Raw genomic sequence first — 20191 nt, 5'->3', positions numbered from 1 at the left:
GAGCGCCATGAACCCCAGCCCCGACCCGCCCGCCACCGCCCCGGACGGCCCGGCACCCGCTGCCCCCGGCGCGCCCGGCGCGCCCGCCGCCGAGGCGGCGGCCCTGCACTTCCTGGAGCTGCTGGCGGCCGACGCACCCGCCGAGGCGTACCAGGAACGGACGCCCGCCGGCGCCGGGGCCGCGCGGGCCCGGGCGCTGGCCCTGCGGGTGCGGGCCGAGCTGGAGGGGCGCCGCCGCCGGGAGGCCGAGCTGACCGCGCTGTTCGAGACCGCCCGGGACATCTCCGGCCTGCGCGACCTGGACTCGGTGCTGCGCGCCATCGTCCAGCGCGCCCGCTCCCTGCTCGGCACCGAAGTGGCGTACATGACCCTCACCGACCCCGAGCGCGGCGACACCTATATGCGGGTCACCGAGGGCTCGGTCTCCGCCCGGTTCCAGCAGCTGCGGCTGGGCATGGGGGAGGGGCTCGGCGGCCTGGTGGCGCAGACCGCCCGCCCCTATGTCACCGCCGACTACATGGCGGACGAGCGTTTCCGCCACACCCGGTCCATCGACGGCGGGGTGCGCGAGGAGGGCCTGGTGGCCATCCTCGGGGTGCCGCTGCTGCTGGGCCGCGAGGTGATCGGTGTGCTCTATGCCGCCGACCGCCGCTCCCGGGTGTTCGACCGGGAGCAGATCTCGCTGCTCGCCTCCTTCGCCGCGCACGCCGCCATCGCCATCGACACCGCCCGCCTGCTGGAGGAGACCCGCGCCGCACTGGCCGAGCTGGAGTCGGCCAACGGCATCATCCGGGACCGCAGCCGGGTGATCGAGCGGGCCGCCGGCATCCACGACCGGCTGACCGCGATCGTGCTGCACGGCGGCGGGGTGGCCGATGTCACCTCGGCGGTCTCCGAAATCCTCGGCGGGAAAGTCGAGTTCATCGAGGAATCGGCATCGCCCCGGCCCGGCCGGGGCGGCGGGCCGGCCGGCCGGGCGGTGCTCGACGACGGCATCTGGACCGCCGCGGTCACCGCCGGCGGAGAAACCCTCGGCGCCCTGCTGCTGCACGGCCGCCCCGACCTCGACCCGGTCGACTGCCGCACCCTGGAACGCGCCGCCATGGTCACCTCGCTGCTGCTGCTCGCCCGCCGCACCGCCGGCGAGGCGGAGCAGCGGGTGCGCGGCGAACTGCTCGACGACCTGCTGGACACCCCCGACCGCGATCCCCGGCTGCTGCGCGAACGGGCCGCCCGGCTGCGCGCCGAGCTCGACCTGCCGCACCTGGTGCTGGCCGCCCGGGCCGAGCACGACGACGCGGCCGGCGGCCCGGCCGGCAGCGAGGGCGGCGGACGCCGGCGGCTGTGGTCCGCCGCCTCCCATCTGGCCGTCACCCGGCACGGCCTGGCCACCTCCCGGGACGGCCGCACCGTGCTGCTGCTCCCGGCCGTCCCCGGTCAGACCGCCTCCCGGCTCGCCGCCCAGGTGGCGGCGCAGCTCGGCGCCGCCGTCGGCCTGCCGGTCACGGTCGGCGCCGCCGAGCCGGTGGCCGCCCCGCTGGACGAACCGGCACAGGTCGCGGCCGCCTGGACCGAGGCCCGCCGCTGCCTGGACACCCTCCGCCTGCTGGGCCGGACCGGGCAGGGCGCGGCAGCCCGCGACCTCGGCTTCCTCGGCCTGCTGCTCTCCGACAGCCGGGACATCGACGGCTTCGTCCGCCGCACCATCGGCCCGCTGCTGGACTACGACGCCCGCCGCGGCACCGAGCTGGCCGCCACCCTGGAGGCGTACTTCGCCAGCGGCATGAGCGCGGCCCGCGCCAAGGACGCCCTGCACATCCACGTCAACACCGTCACCCAGCGCCTGGACCGGATAGCCCGCCTGCTGGGCACCGACTGGCAGTCCCCCGACCGCGTGCTGGAAATCCAGCTCGCCCTCCGCCTCCATCACCTCTCCCACCCCGCCGGCCCCTGACAGCCCTCAGCCGCTGCGCGGCGCTCCCGTATCCACGGCTCCGGAGGGGTGTTGCCCGCATCGGTGGCGGCCATAACGGTCCCCTACAGGCAGTTGCGACCGTAAGTGCAAACGGGGGCAGGGGACATGGGGCGTGCTTCGGACTTCAATGGGCTGTTGAACGAGCGCCGGACGCAGCCGGAAGCCGCCGCGGCGACGTTCACGGGCCGGATGAATGCGAAGTTCGGCCTGACCGATGTCAACGTCACCAGGGCCGACGGCCCTCCTGGGCAGCACACGAATGCCGAAGTGATTTTCTCGCGGGGAAGCTGAGGTTACGTGGAAGAGGTCATCGAGGAAGTCCGGAGAATCATCGCCCAGGGCGGTCCCTTCACCGAAATTCTCGCCACGCTGCGCGACTCCGAGGCCGTCGATTTCAAGGCGATCATGGTCATCTATGTGCTGCGTGAAGCCGTGGGCATGCCCATCGTGGAGGCACGCGAAATCATCGCCAGGCTGGACGCCGATCTTCACCCGCTGGTCTCGGCGGAAGACCTGGACACGACCGCCGAACGCTACCTCGCCCCGTATCGGACCCGTACGCCGTGATGCCGCGGTGGAGCGGAACCACGGCGCGCCGATTCGACCGGTGACACCGCTCCGGCCGCGGCTCAGGACTGCCGGGTGCGCAGCAGGGTCAGGGCGGCGGTGACGGTGTCGGGGAGGGTCTCCAGGACGGGGACGCCGTGGTGGCGGGCGAGGAGGACGAGGTAGCGGTTCCGTTCCGGGCTCGGGCAGTCCGGCGGACAGCCCAGCACGGCCCGGCCGGTCGTCACGTCCAGGCCGAACTCCACATTGGTGGTGAAGCCCGGCAGGGTGTCCACGCACCGGGGGATCCAGAACAGGATCGTGCCCGCCGCCGCCCGGGCCTCGGTCTCCCAGCGGAACTGGTCCTCGTAGTCCCGCTCGTGGAAGCCGCCCGGGGATTCCGGCGCCAGCACGGTCAGCGCCTCCGGGCCGTCCCAGGCCGCCGCCAGGGCCTCGATGGCGGCCGGCCGCCAGGACGGCACCTGGTTGCCCCGCGGTGTCGGTCCGGCCAGGAACACACTGTGCGGCCCGGCCGGAACCGGCTCCCGGGCCCACACCACGCTGATTCCCCCGCCGTCGGGTGCGCTCATGGGTGGCACCCTAGCCGGTCGCCGGCCCGGCGGGGTGTCCGGCAGCCGGGCCGGGGACAGCGGCCCGCCGGGGTTCGTTTAGCCTCGGAACATGGCCGACGCACCGTACAAGCTGATCCTGCTCCGCCACGGCGAGAGCGAATGGAACGCCAAGAATCTGTTCACCGGCTGGGTGGACGTCAACCTCACGGAGAAGGGCGAGAAGGAGGCGACCCGGGGCGGCGAACTGCTCCGGGAGGCCGGTCTGCTGCCCGACGTGCTGCACACCTCCCTGCAGAAGCGCGCCATCCGCACCGCCAATCTGGCCCTGGAGGCCGCCGACCGGCTGTGGATCCCGGTCCACCGCACCTGGCGGCTGAACGAGCGTCACTACGGCGCGCTCCAGGGCAAGGACAAGGCGGCGACCCTCGCCGAGTTCGGCGAGGAACAGTTCATGAAGTGGCGCCGCTCCTACGACACCCCGCCGCCGGCGCTGGAGGACGGCGCCGAGTGGTCGCAGAGCGACGACCCCCGCTACGCCACCATTCCCGGTGAGCTCCGCCCGCGCACCGAGTGCCTCAAGGATGTCGTCGCCCGGATGCTGCCCTACTGGTACGACGGCATCGTGCCCGACCTGCTCACCGGCCGCACGGTGCTGGTCGCCGCGCACGGCAACAGCCTGCGTGCCCTGGTCAAGCATCTGGACGGCATCTCCGACAGCGAGATCGTCGGCCTGAACATCCCCACCGGTATCCCGCTGCTGTACGAACTGGACGGCGACTTCAACCCCGCCACCCCGGGCGGCACCTACCTGGACCCGGAGGCCGCCAAGGCCGCGATCGAGGCCGTGAAGAACCAGGGCAAGGCCAAGAAGTAAGAAGCAGCCGGCCCCGGACGCGGTCCGCGGCCGAGCCGTCGCGAGCCCTCTGCCCCGCCACCGTCGCCGAGGCCGGAGGGCTCCGTCACCGCCGCTGTCCGCGCGGCACCGTCATTCCGGCCCGGGCCGGCTCAGCCGGGCCACGGCAGGTGGGCGGTGAGATGGAAGGTGCCGTCGGCGCAGCCGTGCTCCAGGGTGCCGCCCTCCAGCGCGGTCCGCTCGCTCAGCCCGGTCAGCCCGGAGCCGGTGCCCGGGATCACCGGCTCCGGCCCCGGCGAGGCCCCGCTGCCCAGCGGGTTGCGCAGCACGATGGTCAGGCCCCGGCCGGGCGCGCCGCCGAGTTCCACGGTGACCGGCTGGCCCGGCGCATGCTTGCGGGCATTGGTCAGCCCCTCCTGCACCACCCGGTAGACGGTGCGCTGCACGGGGCTGCGCAGGGCCTGTGCCGCCTCCGCGTCCGTGCTGTCCAGGAACCGCACCCGCTGCCCGGCCGCCTCCGCCTCGGCCACCAGCCCGGCCACCTCGGCGATGGTCGGCAGCGGGGTGACCGGCGCCGGCGGCGGGGCATGCCCCGGCCCGGCCGGTGCCATCCCCGCGGTCGCGGCGGCGGGCCCGCCGCGCAGCACGGTCAGCACCTCCCGCAGCTCCTCCAGCGCCTGGTGCGCGGTGTCCCGGATGGTCTGGGCGCTGGCGGCGATCTCCGCCGGGGCGGGCGGCGGCGCGTCCTCCTCGGCGGTACGGCGCAGCCGGTACGCCAGCGCGCCCGCGTGCACCGACAGCAGCGAGATGCGGTGCGCCAGCACATCGTGCATCTCCCGGGCGATCGCCTCCCGCTCCCGCCGCCGGGTCTCGGCCAGCCGCCGGGCATGGTCGGCCCGCGCCCGGGCCGCGTCCTCCCGCAGCCGCAGCACCTCCTGCCGCCGGGCCCGGATCGCCACCCCCCAGGCGAAGAACGCCAGGTAGTAGGCGACGACAAAGCCCACCACCAGCGGGCCCTCCTGCGGCAGCGCGTGCAGCACCATGTACGGCACCGCGGCCAGCAGATACAGGCCGAGCATCACCAGCGCGGGCCGCCACGGCACCCGCAGCGCCAGATTGAGCAGCACCACCATCAGTGAGCCGAAGATGGTGTCCGCCACCGCGCTCACCGGCAGAAAGGCGATCGCCAGGCCCATCGGGTAGCGGCGCCGCAGCCACAGCGCCAGACAGCTCAGCAGGCCCAGCGGAACGTCCACCGCCCGCACCCAGTCGGGTGGGAAGGCGGGGTCGGCCGGGCCCGAGGTGTCGACAAAGCCGATGAGCGCCCACCACATCAGCGCCCAGCCGAAGAGCAGGACGTCCACCGCCCAGTCGCGGACGCTGCGCCGCACCGGGCCGCCGGAGACCTCGGCCAGCAACTCACCCGGGAGTGTCCACCGCCGGGGCGGGTCACCGTGCTCGGGGCGGCCGGGGCGGTCGCCGGCGGGCGGTTCGGTCATGGTCAGAGCGTAGGCACAAGTCACCCGCGGCGTGGCACCGCGGCCGGGGAACGGCACGAGCAGGCACGAACAGGCACGAGCAGGCATGAGCCGGGCATGAGCCGGGGTCCTGCCCCGTCGAACCGGGCAGGACCCCTCGCCGTGCACCCGTGGTACCCGCGGCGCCTGTGCCGGCCGGTCTGTCTCCCGCCGCCCCGGAACCGGTCTCCGGAAAGGCGGGCTCACCGGCTCACCGGCTCACCGGGTACCGGCCGGCGATCAACGATCGCCGGTCAGCGGCACGAGCCGCCGCACTGGCAGCCGCTGCCGGACTGGCAGCCGCAGCCGCATCCGGAGCCGCAGCCGCAGGACCCGCGGAGCGGCAGCGGACGCCGTCCCTCCGCGAGATCGGGGATGCGGGCCGGGGAGGAGGCTTCGAGAGCGGACGAATGAGCCGAGGACTGAGCCATGGTCCCTCCTGCGGGTGGGTAGATCCTCCACGCGGATGTCTCCACCCGGTATTGGACCGGAAGGGCAGGCCATGGCGCTCCCGCGCATGGAGGGCGCGCGGAAGCACTCGGCTGCCGGGGGAGCCTTCCGGCAGTGCGCCGTCCGCCCGGTCGCGCCCCCCGCCCCGGGCTCAGCCGGCCGAACCGGCAGCCGTCTCGCCGGACGCCGCCGGGGTCTCCGGCCCGCTCTCCGGCTGGAACTCGTCCGCGTACTCGCCGGTCACCAGGTAGACCACGCGCCGCGCGATCGACACCGCATGGTCCGCGAACCGTTCGTAGTAGCGGCCCAGCAGGGTGACGTCCACCGCCGTCTCCACACCGTGCCGCCAGCGCTCGTCCAGCAGATGGCGGAAGAGGGTGCGGTGCAGCTCGTCCATCTCGTCGTCGTCGCGTTCGAGCTGCATGGCCAGCTCGACGTCCTTGGTGATCAGCACCTCGGCGGCCTTGGCCATCAGCCGCTGCGCGAGCTGGCCCATGGAAAGTATCGTCGCCTGGAGATCCCGGGGCACCGCCGACTGCGGGAAGCGCAGCCGGGCCACCTTGGCCACATGCTGGGCCAGGTCGCCGCAGCGCTCCAGGTCGGCGCTCATCCGCAGGGAGGTCACCACGATCCGCAGATCGGTGGCGACCGGCTGCTGCCGGGCGAGCAGCGCTATCGCCGATTCCTCAAGGTCCCGCTGCATGTCGTCGACCTTGGCGTCCGCCTCGATCACGCTTTCCGCGAGCTTCAGATCGGCGTCCAGCATGGCCGTGGTGGCGCGCCCCATCGCGGAGCCCACAAATCGCGCCATCTCCACCAGGCTGTCGCTGATTGCGTCCAGCTCCTCATGAAACGCGTCACGCATCCGATGTACCTCTCCTCCGCACAAGGCGACGCAAAAGGGGCCGAGCCGGGGCACGAGCCCCCGCCGGCACCGGCCGTTCTGGCGCCTACCCTCTCACGTCCGGCCAGGTCACGGTGGGTGGCGAAGACGTCGGATGCCAACCCGGAAGGTGAAGCGTCACTGGCTCGAAGGTGAACTTTTCCCGGCGGGCGGACGAGCATCTGCCCCTACCTCTGGGGAGTCCCCGTACGACCTGCCTAACCTGGGGCTATGGACGTGAACGCGGCCGTTGCCGCAGTGGCGGCGATCGCCGGGCTCTGCACCGGTGTCTTTGCCATGCTGGCATTCCGTATCAGCGAGCGCGAGCGGACGCGTCCCCTTCGTACCACCCCGCCGGCCGAACCGGTGCTGCCGCCCGGCGTCGACACCGTGCTCTCCGTGCTGCGCTCCTCGGCCGTGGTCCTGGACCAGTACGACAACGTGGTCAAGGCCAGCTCCGCCGCCTACGCCCTCGGCCTGGTGCGGGGCGGCCGGCTCGCGGTCGAGCCCATGCTGCGGATGGCCCGGGAGACCCGCCGGGACGGCGAGATCCGCCAGCAGGAGCTGGACCTGCCGCGCCGCGGCCGGGCCGGCCGGAACGGCGACCACCAGGCCGTGTCCGCGCGCTCCGCACCGCTCGGCTCCCGGCTGGTGCTGCTGCTGGTGGAGGACCTCACCGAGGTCCGCCGCATCGACGCGGTGCGCCGCGACTTCGTGGCCAATGTCAGCCATGAGCTCAAGACCCCGGCCGGGGCGCTCTCCCTGCTGGCCGAGGCCGTGGTCAACGCGGCCGACGATCCGGACGCGGTGAACCGTTTCGCCGGACGGATGCAGGTGGAGGCCGCCCGGCTCACCAAGATGGTCCAGGAGCTGATCCAGCTCTCCCGGGTGCAGGACAACGACCCGCTCACCCACGCCGAGGAGGTCCCGGTCGCCGATCTGGTGCACGAGGCCCAGGACCGCTGCCGGCAGGCCGCCACCGCCAAGGAGATCACCATCGTGGTGGGCGGCACCCCGGGGCTGAGCGTCTGGGGCAACCGGGGCCAGCTCGCCATGGCGCTGGGCAATCTGGTGGAGAACGCGGTGAACTACAGCCCCGCGCACACCAAGGTCGCCATCGCCGCCGCCCGGGTCCCGGCCAAGGGCGGCGACCGGATCGAGATCTCCGTCACCGACCAGGGCGTGGGCATCTCCGAGTCCGACCGGGCGCGCATCTTCGAGCGTTTCTACCGGGTCGACCCGGCCCGCTCCCGTTCCACCGGGGGCACCGGCCTGGGGCTGGCCATCGTCAAGCACGTCGTCGCCTCGCACGGCGGCGAGGTGGAGGTGTGGAGCGCCGAGGGACAGGGCTCCACCTTCACCCTGCGGCTGCCGGAGCCCGGCAGCGCGCGCGCCCGGCACCGGGCGGCCCAGCAGGGCCGCAACGGGGTCAGCGGCGCGCTCCGCACCCCGGCCGACATGCCGGAGGAGAACGACCTGGCCGTCACCGCCGCCGACGACGACCCCGACGACGGGTCCGGCGCCGAGGACGGCCACCGGACCGGTGCGGGCGGCGGCACGGCCGCCGGCAGCACCGCCGGCACCACCGGCACGACCGGCGGGGAGCTCCCGGCCGGCGGCGCCGGCGGCCACAATGGCGTCGGCCGCAACCGGGAGGGTGCCCCGGGCACCCGTCCCGGCCCATCCACCCACACCAGTGATTCCGCCTCGGAGGTCCTCCCGTGACTCGAGTGCTCGTCGTCGAGGACGAGGAGTCGTTCAGCGACGCCCTGTCGTACATGCTCCGCAAGGAGGGCTTCGAGGTCGCCATCGCGGCCACCGGACCCGAGGGGCTTGATGAGTTCGAGCGCAATGGCGCCGATCTGGTACTGCTCGACCTGATGCTGCCCGGGCTGCCGGGCACCGAGGTCTGCCGCCAGCTGCGCAGCCGCTCCAATGTGCCGGTCATCATGGTGACCGCCAAGGACAGTGAGATCGACAAGGTCGTCGGCCTGGAAATAGGAGCCGACGACTATGTGACCAAGCCCTTCTCCTCCCGGGAGCTGGTCGCCCGGATCCGCGCGGTGCTGCGCCGCCGCGGCGAGCCGGAGGAGGACATCCCCACCGCGCTGGAGGCCGGGCCGGTGCGGATGGATGTGGACCGGCATGTGGTGACGGTCTCCGGGCGGCGGGTCGATCTGCCGCTGAAGGAGTTCGACCTGCTGGCCATGCTGCTGCGCAACGCGGGCCGGGTGCTGACCCGGATGCAGCTCATCGACCGGGTCTGGGGCGCCGACTATGTGGGCGACACCAAGACCCTGGATGTGCATGTGAAGCGGCTGCGGGCCAAGATCGAGCCGGACCCCGGCGCGCCGCGGTACCTGGTGACGGTGCGGGGGCTGGGCTACAAGTTCGAGCCCTGACCGATGCGGTCACGGGCGGGCGGGCGGAGCCGCAGGGCTCCGCCCGCCCGCCCGTGACGGATCCGGATCATCTGCACCGGCGCGCCGCACCGGGGCGGCCGGTCACTCGTCGGCCGTGCCGTCGTCCCCGGACTCCTCCCCGGCGGCATCCTCCCCGGCCCCGCCGTCTTCCCCGGTGCCGGTGTCCTCCCCGGACTCCTCCCCGGCGGTGCCGGTGTCCTGGGTCTCCTGCTGTTCGGTCTCCTGCTGCTGGTCCTGCTCCTCCGCGGTCTCCTCGGCCGGCGGCTCGGTCGGCCCCCAGTCCGCGTAGTAGGCGAACGGGCCGGTGGCCGGCACCACCCGGGCGAAGAGTTCGGCCTCGCCGCTCTCGCTCATCAGGAAGACCAGGTTCTGCGCATTGCCCGCGGCAATACCGGCGGCCGAGGCGTCCGGCACATAGGCGGCCGGGTTGCCCTCGCCGCCCAGCATCACCGAGCCGCCCGCCGGGACGGTGATCGCGCTCTCGCCCTCGGGCGGCAGCAGTTCGAACTGCCCGCCTTCCGTGCCGAGCAGGATCGCTTCCAGGGTCTGGTCGGCTCCGCTGTCGTTGAAGATCCGGGCGGTGACCGAGGCCGGGCCGTCGGCGGCCTCGCCGATCACCACATTGACGTTCTGCACCTCGATGCCGTCGGTCCGGGCGTATGCGTTGTCCGGCCGGACGCTGTCGGTGCCGCTGTCGTAGCCGGCTCCGCAGGCGGCCAGCGGGGCGATCGAAAGCGCGAGGGTCGCGGCAAGGGCACCGCGTCGAAGGCTGCGGCTCACGGCTGCGGCATCTCCTAGGACGAGCATCAACGGCGGGGCCGGCAGCCCGCACCGGTCTGCGGTTGATCTCTTGGCGAGGCCAGCGTACCCACCCGTGGTGAACCGGCCGCATCCGGCCCACCGCACGGCCGCGCGGGGAATCCCCGGATGGGGCGGTTCCCCGCCGCCCGCCCATGGCAAAGCGGCGCGAACGTTACGGCCGGGTTCCGGTGATCTTGCGCATCGGCGGCGGGAACTCGCGCGCCACTTCCCGGGGCTTCCCCACGTCCTTCCCGGCACGCTTCCCGGCACGCTTCCGGGTCTGCTTCCGGATGGGGTTCCCGGCAATTCCCGCGACGGCGCGGCAAGGAGGGGGAACACGGAGGGGAAGGGGTGTCGAGACGATTCTGCGAACTAGGACAAAACAGACAGGAATCGAGTCGCGGAGGAAGTTGTTTCCATGGTTCGCCAGGTGAATCAACCGGCCGGAATCCTGCCCCTCACCTGCGGATACCCACTTGCGCAGACCCCGCTGAGTATGCCCTCCGCCCCGTTGTCAACCCCCAAGATATGGTCTGACCTGCGAAAACGCCATTCAGAAGGGGGCGATCCCGTGTTACCCTGGATAGCCACGGAAGGGGTACCTGTCACATGACGATCAAGGTTGGCGACTTCAAGGTTGGCGACACCGTGGTCTATCCCCATCACGGGGCTGCGCTGATCCAGGCCATCGAAACTCGCCAGATTAAAGGCGTGGACAAGACATACTTGGTGCTGAAGGTCGCTCAGGGTGACTTGGAGGTGCGTGTACCGGCGGAGAACGCGGAGCTCGTCGGTGTGCGCGATGTGGTCGGGCAAGACGGTCTGGACCGGGTCTTCGAGGTGCTGCGGGCGCCGTATGCCGAAGAGCCGACCAACTGGTCCCGTCGCTACAAGGCAAACCTTGAGAAGCTGGCCTCGGGCGATGTCATCAAGGTCGCCGAGGTGGTACGCGATCTCTGGCGGCGGGAGCGTGAACGCGGGCTGTCGGCCGGCGAGAAGCGCATGCTCGCCAAGGCCCGTCAGATCCTGGTGAGCGAACTCGCGCTCGCCGAGAACACGAACGAGGACAAGGCCGAGACGCTGCTCGACGAGGTACTCGCCTCCTGATCAGTTCTCTTCAATTCGGCTTCGCACCGGCCGGGCCGTGAGCCGCCCCGGAACGGCCGGAAGGGCTGTCGGCCGTTGATGTGCCGCAGCGCCCGAAGGGATCACGGGATGCCGGACGGGCGCTGCGGCACATCCGCGCGGCAGCGCGAAGCTCCCCGCCGCAAGGGCCGCCGCAAAGGTCACAGGGTTTTCCGCCTGTGCCCGGCCGGTCCGCGCCCGCCGGTCCCTGCGTCCCGCGTCCCCGCGTCCCCGTGCCGCCGCGTCGCTCTGCGGACGGCTCCGCGGTGCCGGTGAAGATGACGGCGTGCGAAAAGGTGCCGGAGGCCGCGAACTCGGCCGACTTGTCACGGAAGGGGCGACCGAGCCCGTCCGGCACGCTCAAGGCCATACCCACCTCCGCCATGACGACAAACCTGCATACCGATAGCAATGTCAGATCAGTCACCGGTTGACTCCGCTGAGCCAGCCCTCCGCCCGCCCGCCGGCCGGACCGCCGCCGTGGTTCCCGCGGCCGGCAAGGGCGTCCGCCTCGGCCCCGGCACCCCCAAGGCGCTGCGCGAGCTCGGCGGCACCCCGATGCTGGTGCACGCCGTGCGCGCGCTGGCCAGGTCCCGTGCCGTCGCCCTGGTCGTGGTGGTCGCGCCGCCCGACGCCACCGACTCGGTGCGGGCCATGCTGGACGGCTTCCCGCTGCCCGGCGCCACCGAGCTGGCCGTGGTCGCCGGCGGCGCCACCCGGCAGGAATCCGTGCGTCTGGGGCTGCAAGCGCTGCCCCCCGAGGTCGATGTCGTCCTGGTGCACGACGCGGCGCGCCCGCTGGTGCCGGTGGACACGGTGGACGCCGTGGTGGCCGCGGTGCGCGCCGGCGCGCCGGCCGTGGTCCCCGCGCTCCCGGTGACCGACACCGTCAAACAGATCGCCGAGGACCCCCACCGGCCGGCCGGCGCGCCGGAACCGGTGGCCGCCACCCCCGAGCGGGCACTGCTGCGCGCCGTGCAGACCCCGCAGGGCTTCGACCGGGCCACCCTGACCGAGGCCCACGAACGGATCACCGGTGCGGGGGAGGGCGCCACCGACTGCGCCGGCATGGTGGAACGGCTCGGCCGCCCGGTGGTGCTGGTGCCCGGCCACGAGGAGGCGTTCAAGGTGACCCGCCCGCTGGATCTGGTCCTCGCCGAGGCCGTACTCGCCCGCCGGAGGGCCACCGATGGTTTCTGATCACCCGCCCGCCGTGCCGCCGCGGCTGCCGCTGGTCGGCATCGGCACCGATGTGCACGCCTTCGAGCGCGGCCGGGAGCTGTGGTGCGCCGGCCTGCTCTGGCCGGATGCCGAGTACGGGCTGGCCGGGCATTCGGACGGCGATGTGGCGGCGCACGCCGCCTGCGACGCGCTGTTCTCCGCCGCCGGGCTGGGCGATCTGGGCCGCCACTTCGGCACCGGCCGCCCCGAATGGGCCGGTGCCTCCGGAGTGCGGCTGCTGGCCGAGGCGGCCCGCATCGTGCGCGCCGAGGGTTTTGTCCCGGGCAATGTCGCGATCCAGGTGATCGGTGTCCGGCCGAAGATCGGCAGCCGGCGGGCCGAGGCCCAGCGGGTGCTGTCCGAGGCGGCCGGGGCACCGGTCGCCGTCTCCGGCACCACCACCGACGGTCTCGGGCTGACCGGCCGCGGCGAGGGCCTGGCCGCCATCGCCACCGCCCTGGTGCTCCCGCCGTCCTGACGCCCCCGCCTCACGCCCGCCCGGCGCCCGCCCGCTGCGCCCGCCGGCGTCCGCCGGTGTGCCGGGGGCGGCGGCGCCACTCGGTACTCTTGGCGCGTGACTCTTCGCCTGTACGACACCGCCGCCCGGAAGATCCGTGACTTCGTCCCGCTCGTCCCGGGCTGTGTCTCGATCTACCTGTGCGGCGCCACGGTGCAGGCACCGCCGCACATCGGGCACATCCGGTCCGGCCTGAACTTCGACATCCTGCGCCGCTGGCTGGCCCACCGCGGCCTCGACGTGACCTTCGTCCGGAACGTCACCGACATCGACGACAAGATTCTCACCAAGGCCGCCGAGCAGAACCGGCCCTGGTGGGCGATCGGCTACGCCAACGAGCGGGCGTTCGACGACGCCTACACCGCGCTGGGCTGCCTGCCGCCGACCTATGAGCCGCGCGCCACCGGCCATGTGCCGGAGATGACCGAGATGATGCGCGGCCTGATCGGCTCCGGCCACGCCTATGCCGCGGACGGCAATGTCTATTTCTCGGTGCGCTCCTACCCCGGCTATCTCGCCCTCTCCGGCCAGGAACTCGACGGGCTGCGCCAGCCCGAGGGCGAGGGCGAGACCGGCAAGCGCGATCCCCGCGACTTCGCCATGTGGAAGGCGGCCCGGCCCGGCGAGCCCTCCTGGGAGACGCCCTGGGGCCGGGGCCGGCCCGGCTGGCACCTGGAGTGCTCCGCCATGGCCCACAAGTACCTGGGCCGGGCCTTCGACATCCACGGCGGCGGCGTGGACCTGGTCTTCCCGCACCACGAGAACGAGATCGCCCAGTCCCGCGCCTACGGCGACGACTTCGCCGGCTACTGGCTGCACAACGCCTGGGTGACCATGTCCGGCGAGAAGATGTCCAAGTCGCTCGGCAACTCGGTGCTGGTGCTGGAGATGATCAAGCGCTGGCGTCCGCTGGTGCTGCGCTACTACCTGGGCGGCCCGCACTACCGCTCCACCATCGAGTACGCCGAGGAGTCACTGGCCGAGGCGGACACCGCGGTCACCCGGATCGAGGGCTTCCTGCACCGGGCCGCCGAGCAGGCCGGGACGATCACCCCGGCCGAGGCGGTGCCCGCGGAATTCGCCGCCGCCATGGACGACGACCTCGGCGTGCCGCAGGCGCTGGCCGTGGTGCACACCACCGTGCGGCAGGGCAACACCGCGCTGGAGGAGGGCGACAAGGAGTCGGCCGCCGCGCTGGCCGCGCAGGTCCGCGCCATGCTGGGGGTGCTCGGCATGGACCCGCTGGACGAGCGGTGGACCGCGGCCGGCGCCGACCGCCGCGGCGAGCAGATGCGCGGCGTGCTGCGGGCCGTGGTGCCCGCCCTGCTGGAGCAGCGGCAGGCCGCCAGGCAGCGCAAGGACTACGGCACCGCCGACGCCATCCGTGACCGGCTCCAGGCCGCGGGCCTCACCATCGAGGACACCCCGCAGGGCCCGCGCTGGGAGCTTTCCTGACCGAAGCACCGGTCCGCAGGGGCTGGCCGCACCACCCGATGAAGGACTGAGATCCGCATGCCTGGCAACAGCCCGCGCCGCAACCGGCGTACCAGCAACAAGAAGGGCGCCACCGTCGGCAGCGGCGGCAAGCGCCGCCGCGGGCTGGAGGGCAAGGGGCCCACCCCGCCCGCGGAACTGCGCCCCGGCCACGCCAAGCAGCGGGCCGCCGCGGCCAAGGCCCGCCGCTCCCAGGCCCGGCCCGGGCGCGCCAAGCCCACCGCCGAACTGGTGGTCGGGCGCAATCCGGTGCTGGAGGCGCTGCGCGAGGGCGTCCCGGCCAATGCGCTGTATGTACAGCAGTTCATCGACAGCGACGAGCGGGTCAAGGAGGCGGTGGCGCTGGCCGCCGGGCACCGGGGCATCCGGCTGGCCGAGGCGCCCCGCCCCGAACTGGACCGGATGACCGGCGGCCTGAACCACCAGGGCCTGGTTCTCCAGATCCCGCCCTATGACTACGCCCACCCCGACGACCTGCTGGACGTGGCGGCCGGCGCGGGCGAGGACGCGCTGATCGTGGCCCTGGACGGGGTCACCGACCCGCGCAACCTGGGCGCCGTGGTGCGCTCGGTGGCCGCCTTCGGCGGGCACGGCGTGGTGGTGCCCGAGCGCCGCTCGGCCGGGATGACCGCGGGCGCCTGGAAGACCTCGGCGGGCGCCGCCGCCCGCATCCCGGTGGCCCGCGCCACCAACCTCACCCGGGCGCTCCAGAACTACCAGAAGGCCGGGCTCCAGGTGGTCGGCCTGGCCGCGGACGCCGAGGCCGCGATCGGCGGCCTCGGCGTGCTGGACGGCCCGGTGGTGCTGGTGGTGGGCAGCGAGGGCAAGGGGCTGTCCCGGCTGGTGTCGGAGGTGTGCGACATCCGGGCCCGGATTCCGATGCCCGGCACGGCCGAGTCGCTCAATGCGGGCGTCGCCGCCGGTGTCGTCCTCTACGAAGCCGCCCGCCTGCGCACCCTTCCCTGAGCCCGCGCCGCGCGCGCCGCCGCGCCGGAGCGCCGGGCGCCGGCGCCCGGCGCGGGCGATGCCGCCGTGCATCGGGCGGCCGGTGCCCACCCGGCCGCCGGGGCCGTCAAGTGGCCGCGGGCAGCGGTGAGTTGGCGTCCGTACATGCTGGTGACATACACGTATGCTTTTCGTTATCCGCACCCGGGCAACGCAACGCGGGTTCCGGTGGTCACTTCTTAGAGCACGGAACCACGACTCCCGGGGGGAAAACCATGCGCTCGGCGCACACAGTCAGGTCTCTGGGCCGGTCCCTCGCCGCGCTGGCGGCGGCGACCGTGCTGCTCACCGCCTGCGGCACCGGTGGGGCGGGCGAGGAGCCCGACGCCAAGCCGGTGGCCAACGAGACCACGCCGGACCCGTCACCGGAGGAGACGGCGGGCGAGGAGCCCACGGAGGAGGCGGAGGAGCCGGAGCCCGAACCCTCGCCCACCGAGGAACCGGACCCGGTCCTCTACCAGGCCGGCGAGACCTCGGAGGAAATCCGCGAGCTCCAGGCGCGGCTGGCCCAGACCGGGCACTTCGCCGCCCAGCCCACCGCCTTCTACGGCGAGGTGACCACCGGCGCGGTCGCCGCCTACCAGGAGTCAAGGGCGGAGCTGGAGGTCTCCGGCGTCGTCCACCAGTCCACCTGGGACCTGCTGCTCTCGGAGACCACCGAGCCGACCCAGGACGAGCTGTTCCCCAAGAAGCAGGTGATGGGGTACGGCGACAACAACGACCAGGTGCGCGGGCTCCAGGCGCGGCTGAAGCAGCTCGGCCACTTCGACGTGGACCCGACCGGCTACTACGGCAATGTCACCTCGGACGCCGTGAAGTCCTACCAGAAGGCGGCCGGGCTGGAGGTGACCGGCACCGTCTACGAGGACACCTGGGACCTGCTGAAGTCGCAGACCAAGACCCCGACCGAGGACGAGCTCCGGCCGCCGGTGGAGGTGCCGGAGGCGGACGAGGCGGACACCGCCACCCTGGACGAGCGCTGCATGACCGGCCGGGTGCTGTGCATCTCCAAGACCACCAGCCAGCTCGTGTGGATGATCGACGGCGAGGTGCAGCTCACCCTGGACGTGCGGTTCGGCGCCGAGGGCTATGAGACCCGCGAGGGCCAGTTCACGGTCTACTGGAAGAGCCGGGACCACCACTCCACGATCTACGACTCGCCGATGCCGTTCGCCATGTTCTTCGACGGCGGCCAGGCGGTGCACTACTCGGAGAACTTCCGGCAGAACGGCTACAACGGCGGCTCCTACGGCTGCGTCAACGTCCGCGACTACGACTCGCTGGAGTGGCTGTTCGACGAGGTGCGCGAGGGCGACAAGGTGGTCATCTACTGGTGAGCCGGGAACGCTGAGGGGGGCCGTGCGACGCGGCCGGGGCCGGGAGCACTCCCGCGCCCCGGCCGCGTCGCCGTTCCCCGGCGTTGACGGGGCGCCGTCACAAATTCCGGATCAGGCAGTGTCCAAACACCCGGTCACTCGGTTAGTCGAGTGTGGAGACTCGAACACCCCGCCCGTCCCCCGGGGGCCGCACCTCCGCCGGCGGGAGCCGGAGCGGGTTCTACGACGCGGAAGCGGTGCTGAACACCGTCAAGGTGCCGTGTGATCCCGCGCAGATCATCGTCAACCACGCCAGTTTCCGGGTCGAGCTGGGAGCCGCCGGTCCGGAGCCGTCCGCGGTGCCGTCCCCGGTGCCCGTGGCCGCACCGCACCGGGTGCCCGCCGCCGGCGTCCCCGGCGGCGGCCGGCGGGCGGTGGTGCTCAGCGGCCGGGGCGACACCGCCGCCAGGCTGCTGGCCGCGGCCCGGCCGCCCGCCGGGCCCGCCGGACATCCGGACGCGGTGGCCACCCAGGTGCTTCCCCGGGTCACCGAGACGGCACTGCTGCCCGCCGTGGCCCCGCAGCGCGTCGCCACCGAATCCCCCGTGCCCGCCGCCCCCCGCCGCGCCTTCGGCGGCGGGACCGCCGACACCGTGGTGCTGCCCCCGGTGCGGCCCGCCGGCGGCGGCCCGCCCGCACACCCGGGGCGGGACGGCCACCCCGACACCTACGCCCCCGCCTACGAGGGCGCGGAGAACGGCGGCGGCCCGCTGGTGGAGGTCGGAGGGCCGGGCGGCCGGCCGGCCGGCGCCCGCGCCGAGGCCGCCCGCCGCTTCTACCCTGACCGCCGGATCAACCTCGGCATCGTGCTGCTGCCGCTCCGCCTGCTGCTGGGTTTCCTCCTGATCAGCGCCGGGCTGGGCAAGCTCACCGATCCGGTCTACTTCGACGGCGGCGAGCGCGGCTCCATGGTGCAGTGGCTCTCCGGCCTGGAGCCCTGGGCGCTGGCCCAGCCGCTGCACTCCTGGGCCGTGGCACATCCGGTCGGCGCCGGACTGACCGTGGCCTTCACCCAGATCATCGTCGGTGCGCTGACCATCGCCGGGCTGTGGCAGCGGCTGGCCGCGGTGCTCGGCGCGCTGCTCTCCGTCGCCCTGCTGATGACGGTGAGCTGGCAGGCCGGGCCGGCGTACGACACCCCGGACATCATCCTGCTGGCGGCCTGGAGCCCGCTGGTGATCGCCGGGGCGCCGGTCTACTCCCTGGACGCGCGGCTCGCCGGGGAAGCCTGGCGCTCGCTGGGCCCGCGCGCCCCGCTGACGGAACTGCGCCGCCGGGTGCTGCGCCGGGGCGCGCTGCTGGCCACCCTGCTGATCGGGGTGATCATGGTGCTCGGCTCGGTGCTGGGCGGGGCGGTGCGCTCCACCGAGGAGTTCGAGACCGGCCGCGATCCATACGGGGAGCAGCCGCGCAACAGCCGTCAGGGTTCACCGCTGCCCTCCCGGACCGCCGGGGCGGACGGCGCCTCGCCCGGCGACGGCCCGGACGGCGGGGCCGGCCCGGCGGAGGAGTCCTCCCGGCAGGCTGAGGAGGAGACGGGCGGCGGCGAGACGGCGTCGCCCGAGGCCGAGGAGAGCGCCGCCGAGGAGAGCGCAAGCCCCGAGACGGGCGGTCTGCCGGGCGGCGAGCAGACGGTGCCGGCCTCGCCGGAGGAGTCGGCCGCCGCAGGCGGCGAGGCGTCGCCCGCGGAGAGCGGCGCCGGGCCGGAGGAGACGGGCGGTGAGACCACCGAGCCGGGCGGCGGCACGGGCTCGGAGTCGCCGCCGGAGGCCGGGGACGGCACATCCGGCAGCTCGGAGAGTGACGGGGGTGATCAGGGCAGCCTCGGCCGGATCGGCGGGCTGCTCGGTTAGGGCGGCATCCTCGGCGGCTGATCACCCGGCCGGAGAGCCGGACTTCACGGGGTGTGCCCCGGTACGGAAACTCCGTACCGGGGCACATCCCTTCTCCGGCCTTCTCCGGCTCTCCGGCAGCTGCCGGCAGCTGTGCGCAGTCGTCGCAGTCGTCGCCGGGGTCAGTCAGTCGGCGCCGTGGTCGGCGAGTTCGCGCAGTTCGCGGGCGGCCTCGGTGAGGTCCTTGGCGGTGTCGATGGCCCGCCAGTACGCGCCCTGCGGCAGCGGGAAGCCGGCCAGCCGCCGCTCCCTGGCCAGCCAGGGGAAGGTGGTGCGCTCATGGTCGCCGTGGTCCGGCAGCAGCGGGGTGAACTCGTGCGAGAACACATAGACACCGGCGTTGATGTCGTACGGAATCGGCGGCGCCTCGATGAAGTCGGTGACATTGCCGAACTCGTCGGTGGCCACCGCGCCCCACGGGATGCGCGGGCGGGCCAGCGCCAGGGTGGCTATCGCGTCCCGCTCGGCGTGGAAGGCGGCCATCCGGCGCAGGGAGAAGCGGGTCCAGATGTCCCCGTTGGTGGCGTACCAGGGCTCGTCGTGCCGCGGCAGCGCCTTGGCCGCGTACTTCAGCCCGCCGCCGCGGCCCAGCGGCTCGCTCTCCACCACGGTGGTGACCCGCAGCGGCAGCGGGGCCGAGTCCAGCCACTCCTGGAGCACCCGGGCGAGGTGCCCGCAGGAGACCACCACGTCCGTGACCCCCTCCTCGGCCAGCCAGGTGAGCTGGTGACCGATGATGGGCGTCCCCGTCCCGGGGATCTCCACCATCGGCTTGGGGCGGTCGTCGGTGTACGGGCGAAGGCGGGAGCCCTGGCCACCGGCCAGGATGACGGCCTGCGTGGGCGACGGAGCTTCAGTCATGCCCCGCAGCGTATACGGACGAGATGACCGTTCGAGGCGCTTACGGAAACGGGGCGAAGAACCCCGCGAATCACCGGAAACACCTGCCCCGGCAGCGTTCACGGGTTCCGTTCCCCGCGCATCGGCCGGCCCCGTCCCGCGCGGGGGAAAAGCCGCGGGACGGGGCCGGGGAGAGCGCACCGGGACTCAGCCCGCGGCCAGCACGCCGGCCGCGTAGGAGGTGTCGCAGACCGGACGGGCGTATTCCTGGGCCAAGGCGCTGCCGTACTTCTCCACGGCCGCGCGGCCGAGGGCCCGGGCGATATCGGCGCAGTGCCGGGCCAGCGAGGGCTCGCGGTCCACTTCGTACTGGAGGCTGGTGAGGGCCACGGCCGGGTCCTCCTGCTGGAGTTCGGCGACCAGCCGGTCGCGCAGCGCCTCCTCGGGCGCCGCCGCCCCGGCCGCGGTGCCCCCGGCCGCCGGGGCCGGGGGCGCGTCGGGCGCTGAGGCGGGCGCGGGGCCGTTCTGTTCCGCGCCGGCGGGCAGGACGGTCGCCCCGGCGGGGGCCACGGCCCAGGGCACGCGGGCGACGGCCAGCGTCCCGGACAGCACCAGGACGACCGGAAGGACAAGAGCGAGACTGCGGCCGATACGGCGGGCTGCCTGATTCACGGAGATCCTCGCGGACGGGTCGGGCGGAA

At 73.4% G+C, this 20191-nt stretch carries 19 protein-coding genes; 13 read left to right on the top strand and 6 right to left on the bottom strand.

Annotated features, from left to right (window positions below):
• Positions 1 to 7: 7 nt before the first annotated feature.
• From BM242_RS06725 to BM242_RS06720, 3 genes are all read left to right on the top strand, one after another.
• Positions 8 to 1954 carry a helix-turn-helix domain-containing protein gene (locus tag BM242_RS06725; RefSeq protein WP_093837858.1) on the top strand — a complete coding sequence of 649 codons (1947 nt, stop codon included), beginning with the start codon at positions 8 to 10 and terminating at the stop codon, positions 1952 to 1954.
• Between the two features lie 156 nt (positions 1955 to 2110).
• A complete protein-coding gene (locus tag BM242_RS29245) occupies positions 2111 to 2266 on the top strand; it encodes a hypothetical protein (protein WP_175541292.1) in 156 nt (51 codons plus the stop codon).
• 6 nt (positions 2267 to 2272) lie between these two features.
• Positions 2273 to 2542, top strand: coding sequence for a hypothetical protein (locus BM242_RS06720; RefSeq protein WP_093837721.1), 270 nt, complete (start codon positions 2273 to 2275; stop codon positions 2540 to 2542).
• Between the two features lie 62 nt (positions 2543 to 2604).
• Here BM242_RS06720 and BM242_RS06715 read toward each other — a convergent pair whose 3' ends face one another.
• Complete coding sequence (locus BM242_RS06715) at positions 2605 to 3111, bottom strand: nucleoside 2-deoxyribosyltransferase domain-containing protein (protein ID WP_093837720.1); 507 nt, start codon at positions 3109 to 3111, stop codon at positions 2605 to 2607.
• Positions 3112 to 3202: 91 nt separating this feature from the next.
• On the opposite strand from BM242_RS06715, the gene BM242_RS06710 reads away from it, so the two are divergent.
• Positions 3203 to 3967 (top strand): phosphoglyceromutase, encoded by a 765-nt coding sequence (locus tag BM242_RS06710; RefSeq protein ID WP_093837719.1) that lies wholly within the window; start codon positions 3203 to 3205, stop codon positions 3965 to 3967.
• A 131-nt stretch (positions 3968 to 4098) separates the two neighbouring features.
• On the opposite strand, the gene BM242_RS06705 is transcribed toward BM242_RS06710, so the two are convergent.
• Together BM242_RS06705 and phoU are read right to left on the bottom strand one after the other, a co-directional pair.
• Positions 4099 to 5445, bottom strand: coding sequence for a sensor histidine kinase (locus BM242_RS06705; RefSeq protein WP_093837718.1), 1347 nt, complete (start codon positions 5443 to 5445; stop codon positions 4099 to 4101).
• Positions 5446 to 6064: 619 nt separating this feature from the next.
• The gene (gene phoU / locus BM242_RS06700; RefSeq protein ID WP_093837717.1) at positions 6065 to 6778 is read right to left on the bottom strand and encodes a phosphate signaling complex protein PhoU; all 714 of its coding nucleotides are present in this window, start codon (positions 6776 to 6778) and stop codon (positions 6065 to 6067) included.
• A gap of 249 nt (positions 6779 to 7027) precedes the next feature.
• Between phoU and BM242_RS06695 the strand changes: the two genes are divergently transcribed.
• Both BM242_RS06695 and phoP read left to right on the top strand, forming a co-directional pair.
• Positions 7028 to 8521, top strand: a complete 1494-nt coding sequence (locus tag BM242_RS06695) for a sensor histidine kinase (RefSeq protein ID WP_245833869.1) — start codon at positions 7028 to 7030, stop codon at positions 8519 to 8521.
• A 5-nt stretch (positions 8522 to 8526) separates the two neighbouring features.
• The gene (gene phoP / locus BM242_RS06690) at positions 8527 to 9198 is read left to right on the top strand and encodes a two-component system response regulator PhoP (protein WP_483883323.1); all 672 of its coding nucleotides are present in this window, start codon (positions 8527 to 8529) and stop codon (positions 9196 to 9198) included.
• 102 nt (positions 9199 to 9300) lie between these two features.
• Here phoP and BM242_RS06685 read toward each other — a convergent pair whose 3' ends face one another.
• Positions 9301 to 9999, bottom strand: a complete 699-nt coding sequence (locus BM242_RS06685; RefSeq protein ID WP_093837715.1) for a hypothetical protein — start codon at positions 9997 to 9999, stop codon at positions 9301 to 9303.
• Between the two features lie 630 nt (positions 10000 to 10629).
• Between BM242_RS06685 and BM242_RS06675 the strand changes: the two genes are divergently transcribed.
• From BM242_RS06675 to BM242_RS06645, 7 genes are all read left to right on the top strand, one after another.
• Positions 10630 to 11127, top strand: coding sequence for a CarD family transcriptional regulator (locus tag BM242_RS06675; protein ID WP_093837713.1), 498 nt, complete (start codon positions 10630 to 10632; stop codon positions 11125 to 11127).
• A 429-nt stretch (positions 11128 to 11556) separates the two neighbouring features.
• Positions 11557 to 12345 carry a 2-C-methyl-D-erythritol 4-phosphate cytidylyltransferase gene (ispD, locus tag BM242_RS06670; protein ID WP_093837712.1) on the top strand — a complete coding sequence of 263 codons (789 nt, stop codon included), beginning with the start codon at positions 11557 to 11559 and terminating at the stop codon, positions 12343 to 12345.
• Positions 12335 to 12844, top strand: coding sequence for a 2-C-methyl-D-erythritol 2,4-cyclodiphosphate synthase (gene ispF / locus BM242_RS06665; protein WP_093837711.1), 510 nt, complete (start codon positions 12335 to 12337; stop codon positions 12842 to 12844). Before ispD ends, ispF begins: the two co-directional genes overlap by 11 nt.
• Before the next feature lie 96 nt (positions 12845 to 12940).
• Positions 12941 to 14338 (top strand): cysteine--tRNA ligase, encoded by a 1398-nt coding sequence (gene cysS / locus BM242_RS06660; RefSeq protein WP_093837710.1) that lies wholly within the window; start codon positions 12941 to 12943, stop codon positions 14336 to 14338.
• A 57-nt stretch (positions 14339 to 14395) separates the two neighbouring features.
• Complete coding sequence (gene rlmB / locus BM242_RS06655; RefSeq protein WP_093837709.1) at positions 14396 to 15343, top strand: 23S rRNA (guanosine(2251)-2'-O)-methyltransferase RlmB; 948 nt, start codon at positions 14396 to 14398, stop codon at positions 15341 to 15343.
• Positions 15344 to 15597: 254 nt separating this feature from the next.
• On the top strand, positions 15598 to 16719 hold the full coding sequence (locus BM242_RS06650) for a L,D-transpeptidase family protein (RefSeq protein ID WP_093837708.1): 1122 nt from the start codon (positions 15598 to 15600) through the stop codon (positions 16717 to 16719).
• Between the two features lie 236 nt (positions 16720 to 16955).
• Entirely contained in the window at positions 16956 to 18611 is a 1656-nt protein-coding gene (locus BM242_RS06645; RefSeq protein ID WP_245833868.1) for a DoxX family protein, read from the top strand.
• A 165-nt stretch (positions 18612 to 18776) separates the two neighbouring features.
• On the opposite strand, the gene BM242_RS06640 is transcribed toward BM242_RS06645, so the two are convergent.
• Positions 18777 to 19511: a nucleotidyltransferase family protein gene (locus tag BM242_RS06640; protein ID WP_093837706.1), complete on the bottom strand. Its 735-nt coding sequence runs from the start codon at positions 19509 to 19511 to the stop codon at positions 18777 to 18779.
• A 186-nt stretch (positions 19512 to 19697) separates the two neighbouring features.
• On the bottom strand, positions 19698 to 20162 hold the full coding sequence (locus BM242_RS06635; RefSeq protein ID WP_093837705.1) for a hypothetical protein: 465 nt from the start codon (positions 20160 to 20162) through the stop codon (positions 19698 to 19700).
• Positions 20163 to 20191: the final 29 nt, after the last annotated feature.

Origin of the sequence: Streptomyces aidingensis (assembly GCF_900112355.1) — a bacterium.
Classification (GTDB): Bacteria; Actinomycetota; Actinomycetes; order Streptomycetales; family Streptomycetaceae; genus Streptomyces; species Streptomyces aidingensis.
The sequence above is the reverse complement of the archived record's forward strand: the minus strand, read 5'-3'. Positions and strand labels throughout refer to the sequence as shown.

Coding starts and splice junctions, on each gene's coding strand:
- BM242_RS06725 (WP_093837858.1), top strand. CDS start 8: ATGAACCCCAGCCCCGACCCGCCCGCCACCGCCCCGGACGGCCCGGCA.
- BM242_RS06715 (WP_093837720.1), bottom strand. CDS start 3,111: ATGAGCGCACCCGACGGCGGGGGAATCAGCGTGGTGTGGGCCCGGGAG.
- BM242_RS06710 (WP_093837719.1), top strand. CDS start 3,203: ATGGCCGACGCACCGTACAAGCTGATCCTGCTCCGCCACGGCGAGAGC.
- BM242_RS06705 (WP_093837718.1), bottom strand. CDS start 5,445: ATGACCGAACCGCCCGCCGGCGACCGCCCCGGCCGCCCCGAGCACGGT.
- phoU (WP_093837717.1), bottom strand. CDS start 6,778: ATGCGTGACGCGTTTCATGAGGAGCTGGACGCAATCAGCGACAGCCTG.
- BM242_RS06695 (WP_245833869.1), top strand. CDS start 7,028: ATGGACGTGAACGCGGCCGTTGCCGCAGTGGCGGCGATCGCCGGGCTC.
- BM242_RS06675 (WP_093837713.1), top strand. CDS start 10,630: ATGACGATCAAGGTTGGCGACTTCAAGGTTGGCGACACCGTGGTCTAT.
- ispD (WP_093837712.1), top strand. CDS start 11,557: ATGTCAGATCAGTCACCGGTTGACTCCGCTGAGCCAGCCCTCCGCCCG.
- ispF (WP_093837711.1), top strand. CDS start 12,335: ATGGTTTCTGATCACCCGCCCGCCGTGCCGCCGCGGCTGCCGCTGGTC.
- rlmB (WP_093837709.1), top strand. CDS start 14,396: ATGCCTGGCAACAGCCCGCGCCGCAACCGGCGTACCAGCAACAAGAAG.
- BM242_RS06650 (WP_093837708.1), top strand. CDS start 15,598: ATGCGCTCGGCGCACACAGTCAGGTCTCTGGGCCGGTCCCTCGCCGCG.
- BM242_RS06640 (WP_093837706.1), bottom strand. CDS start 19,511: ATGACTGAAGCTCCGTCGCCCACGCAGGCCGTCATCCTGGCCGGTGGC.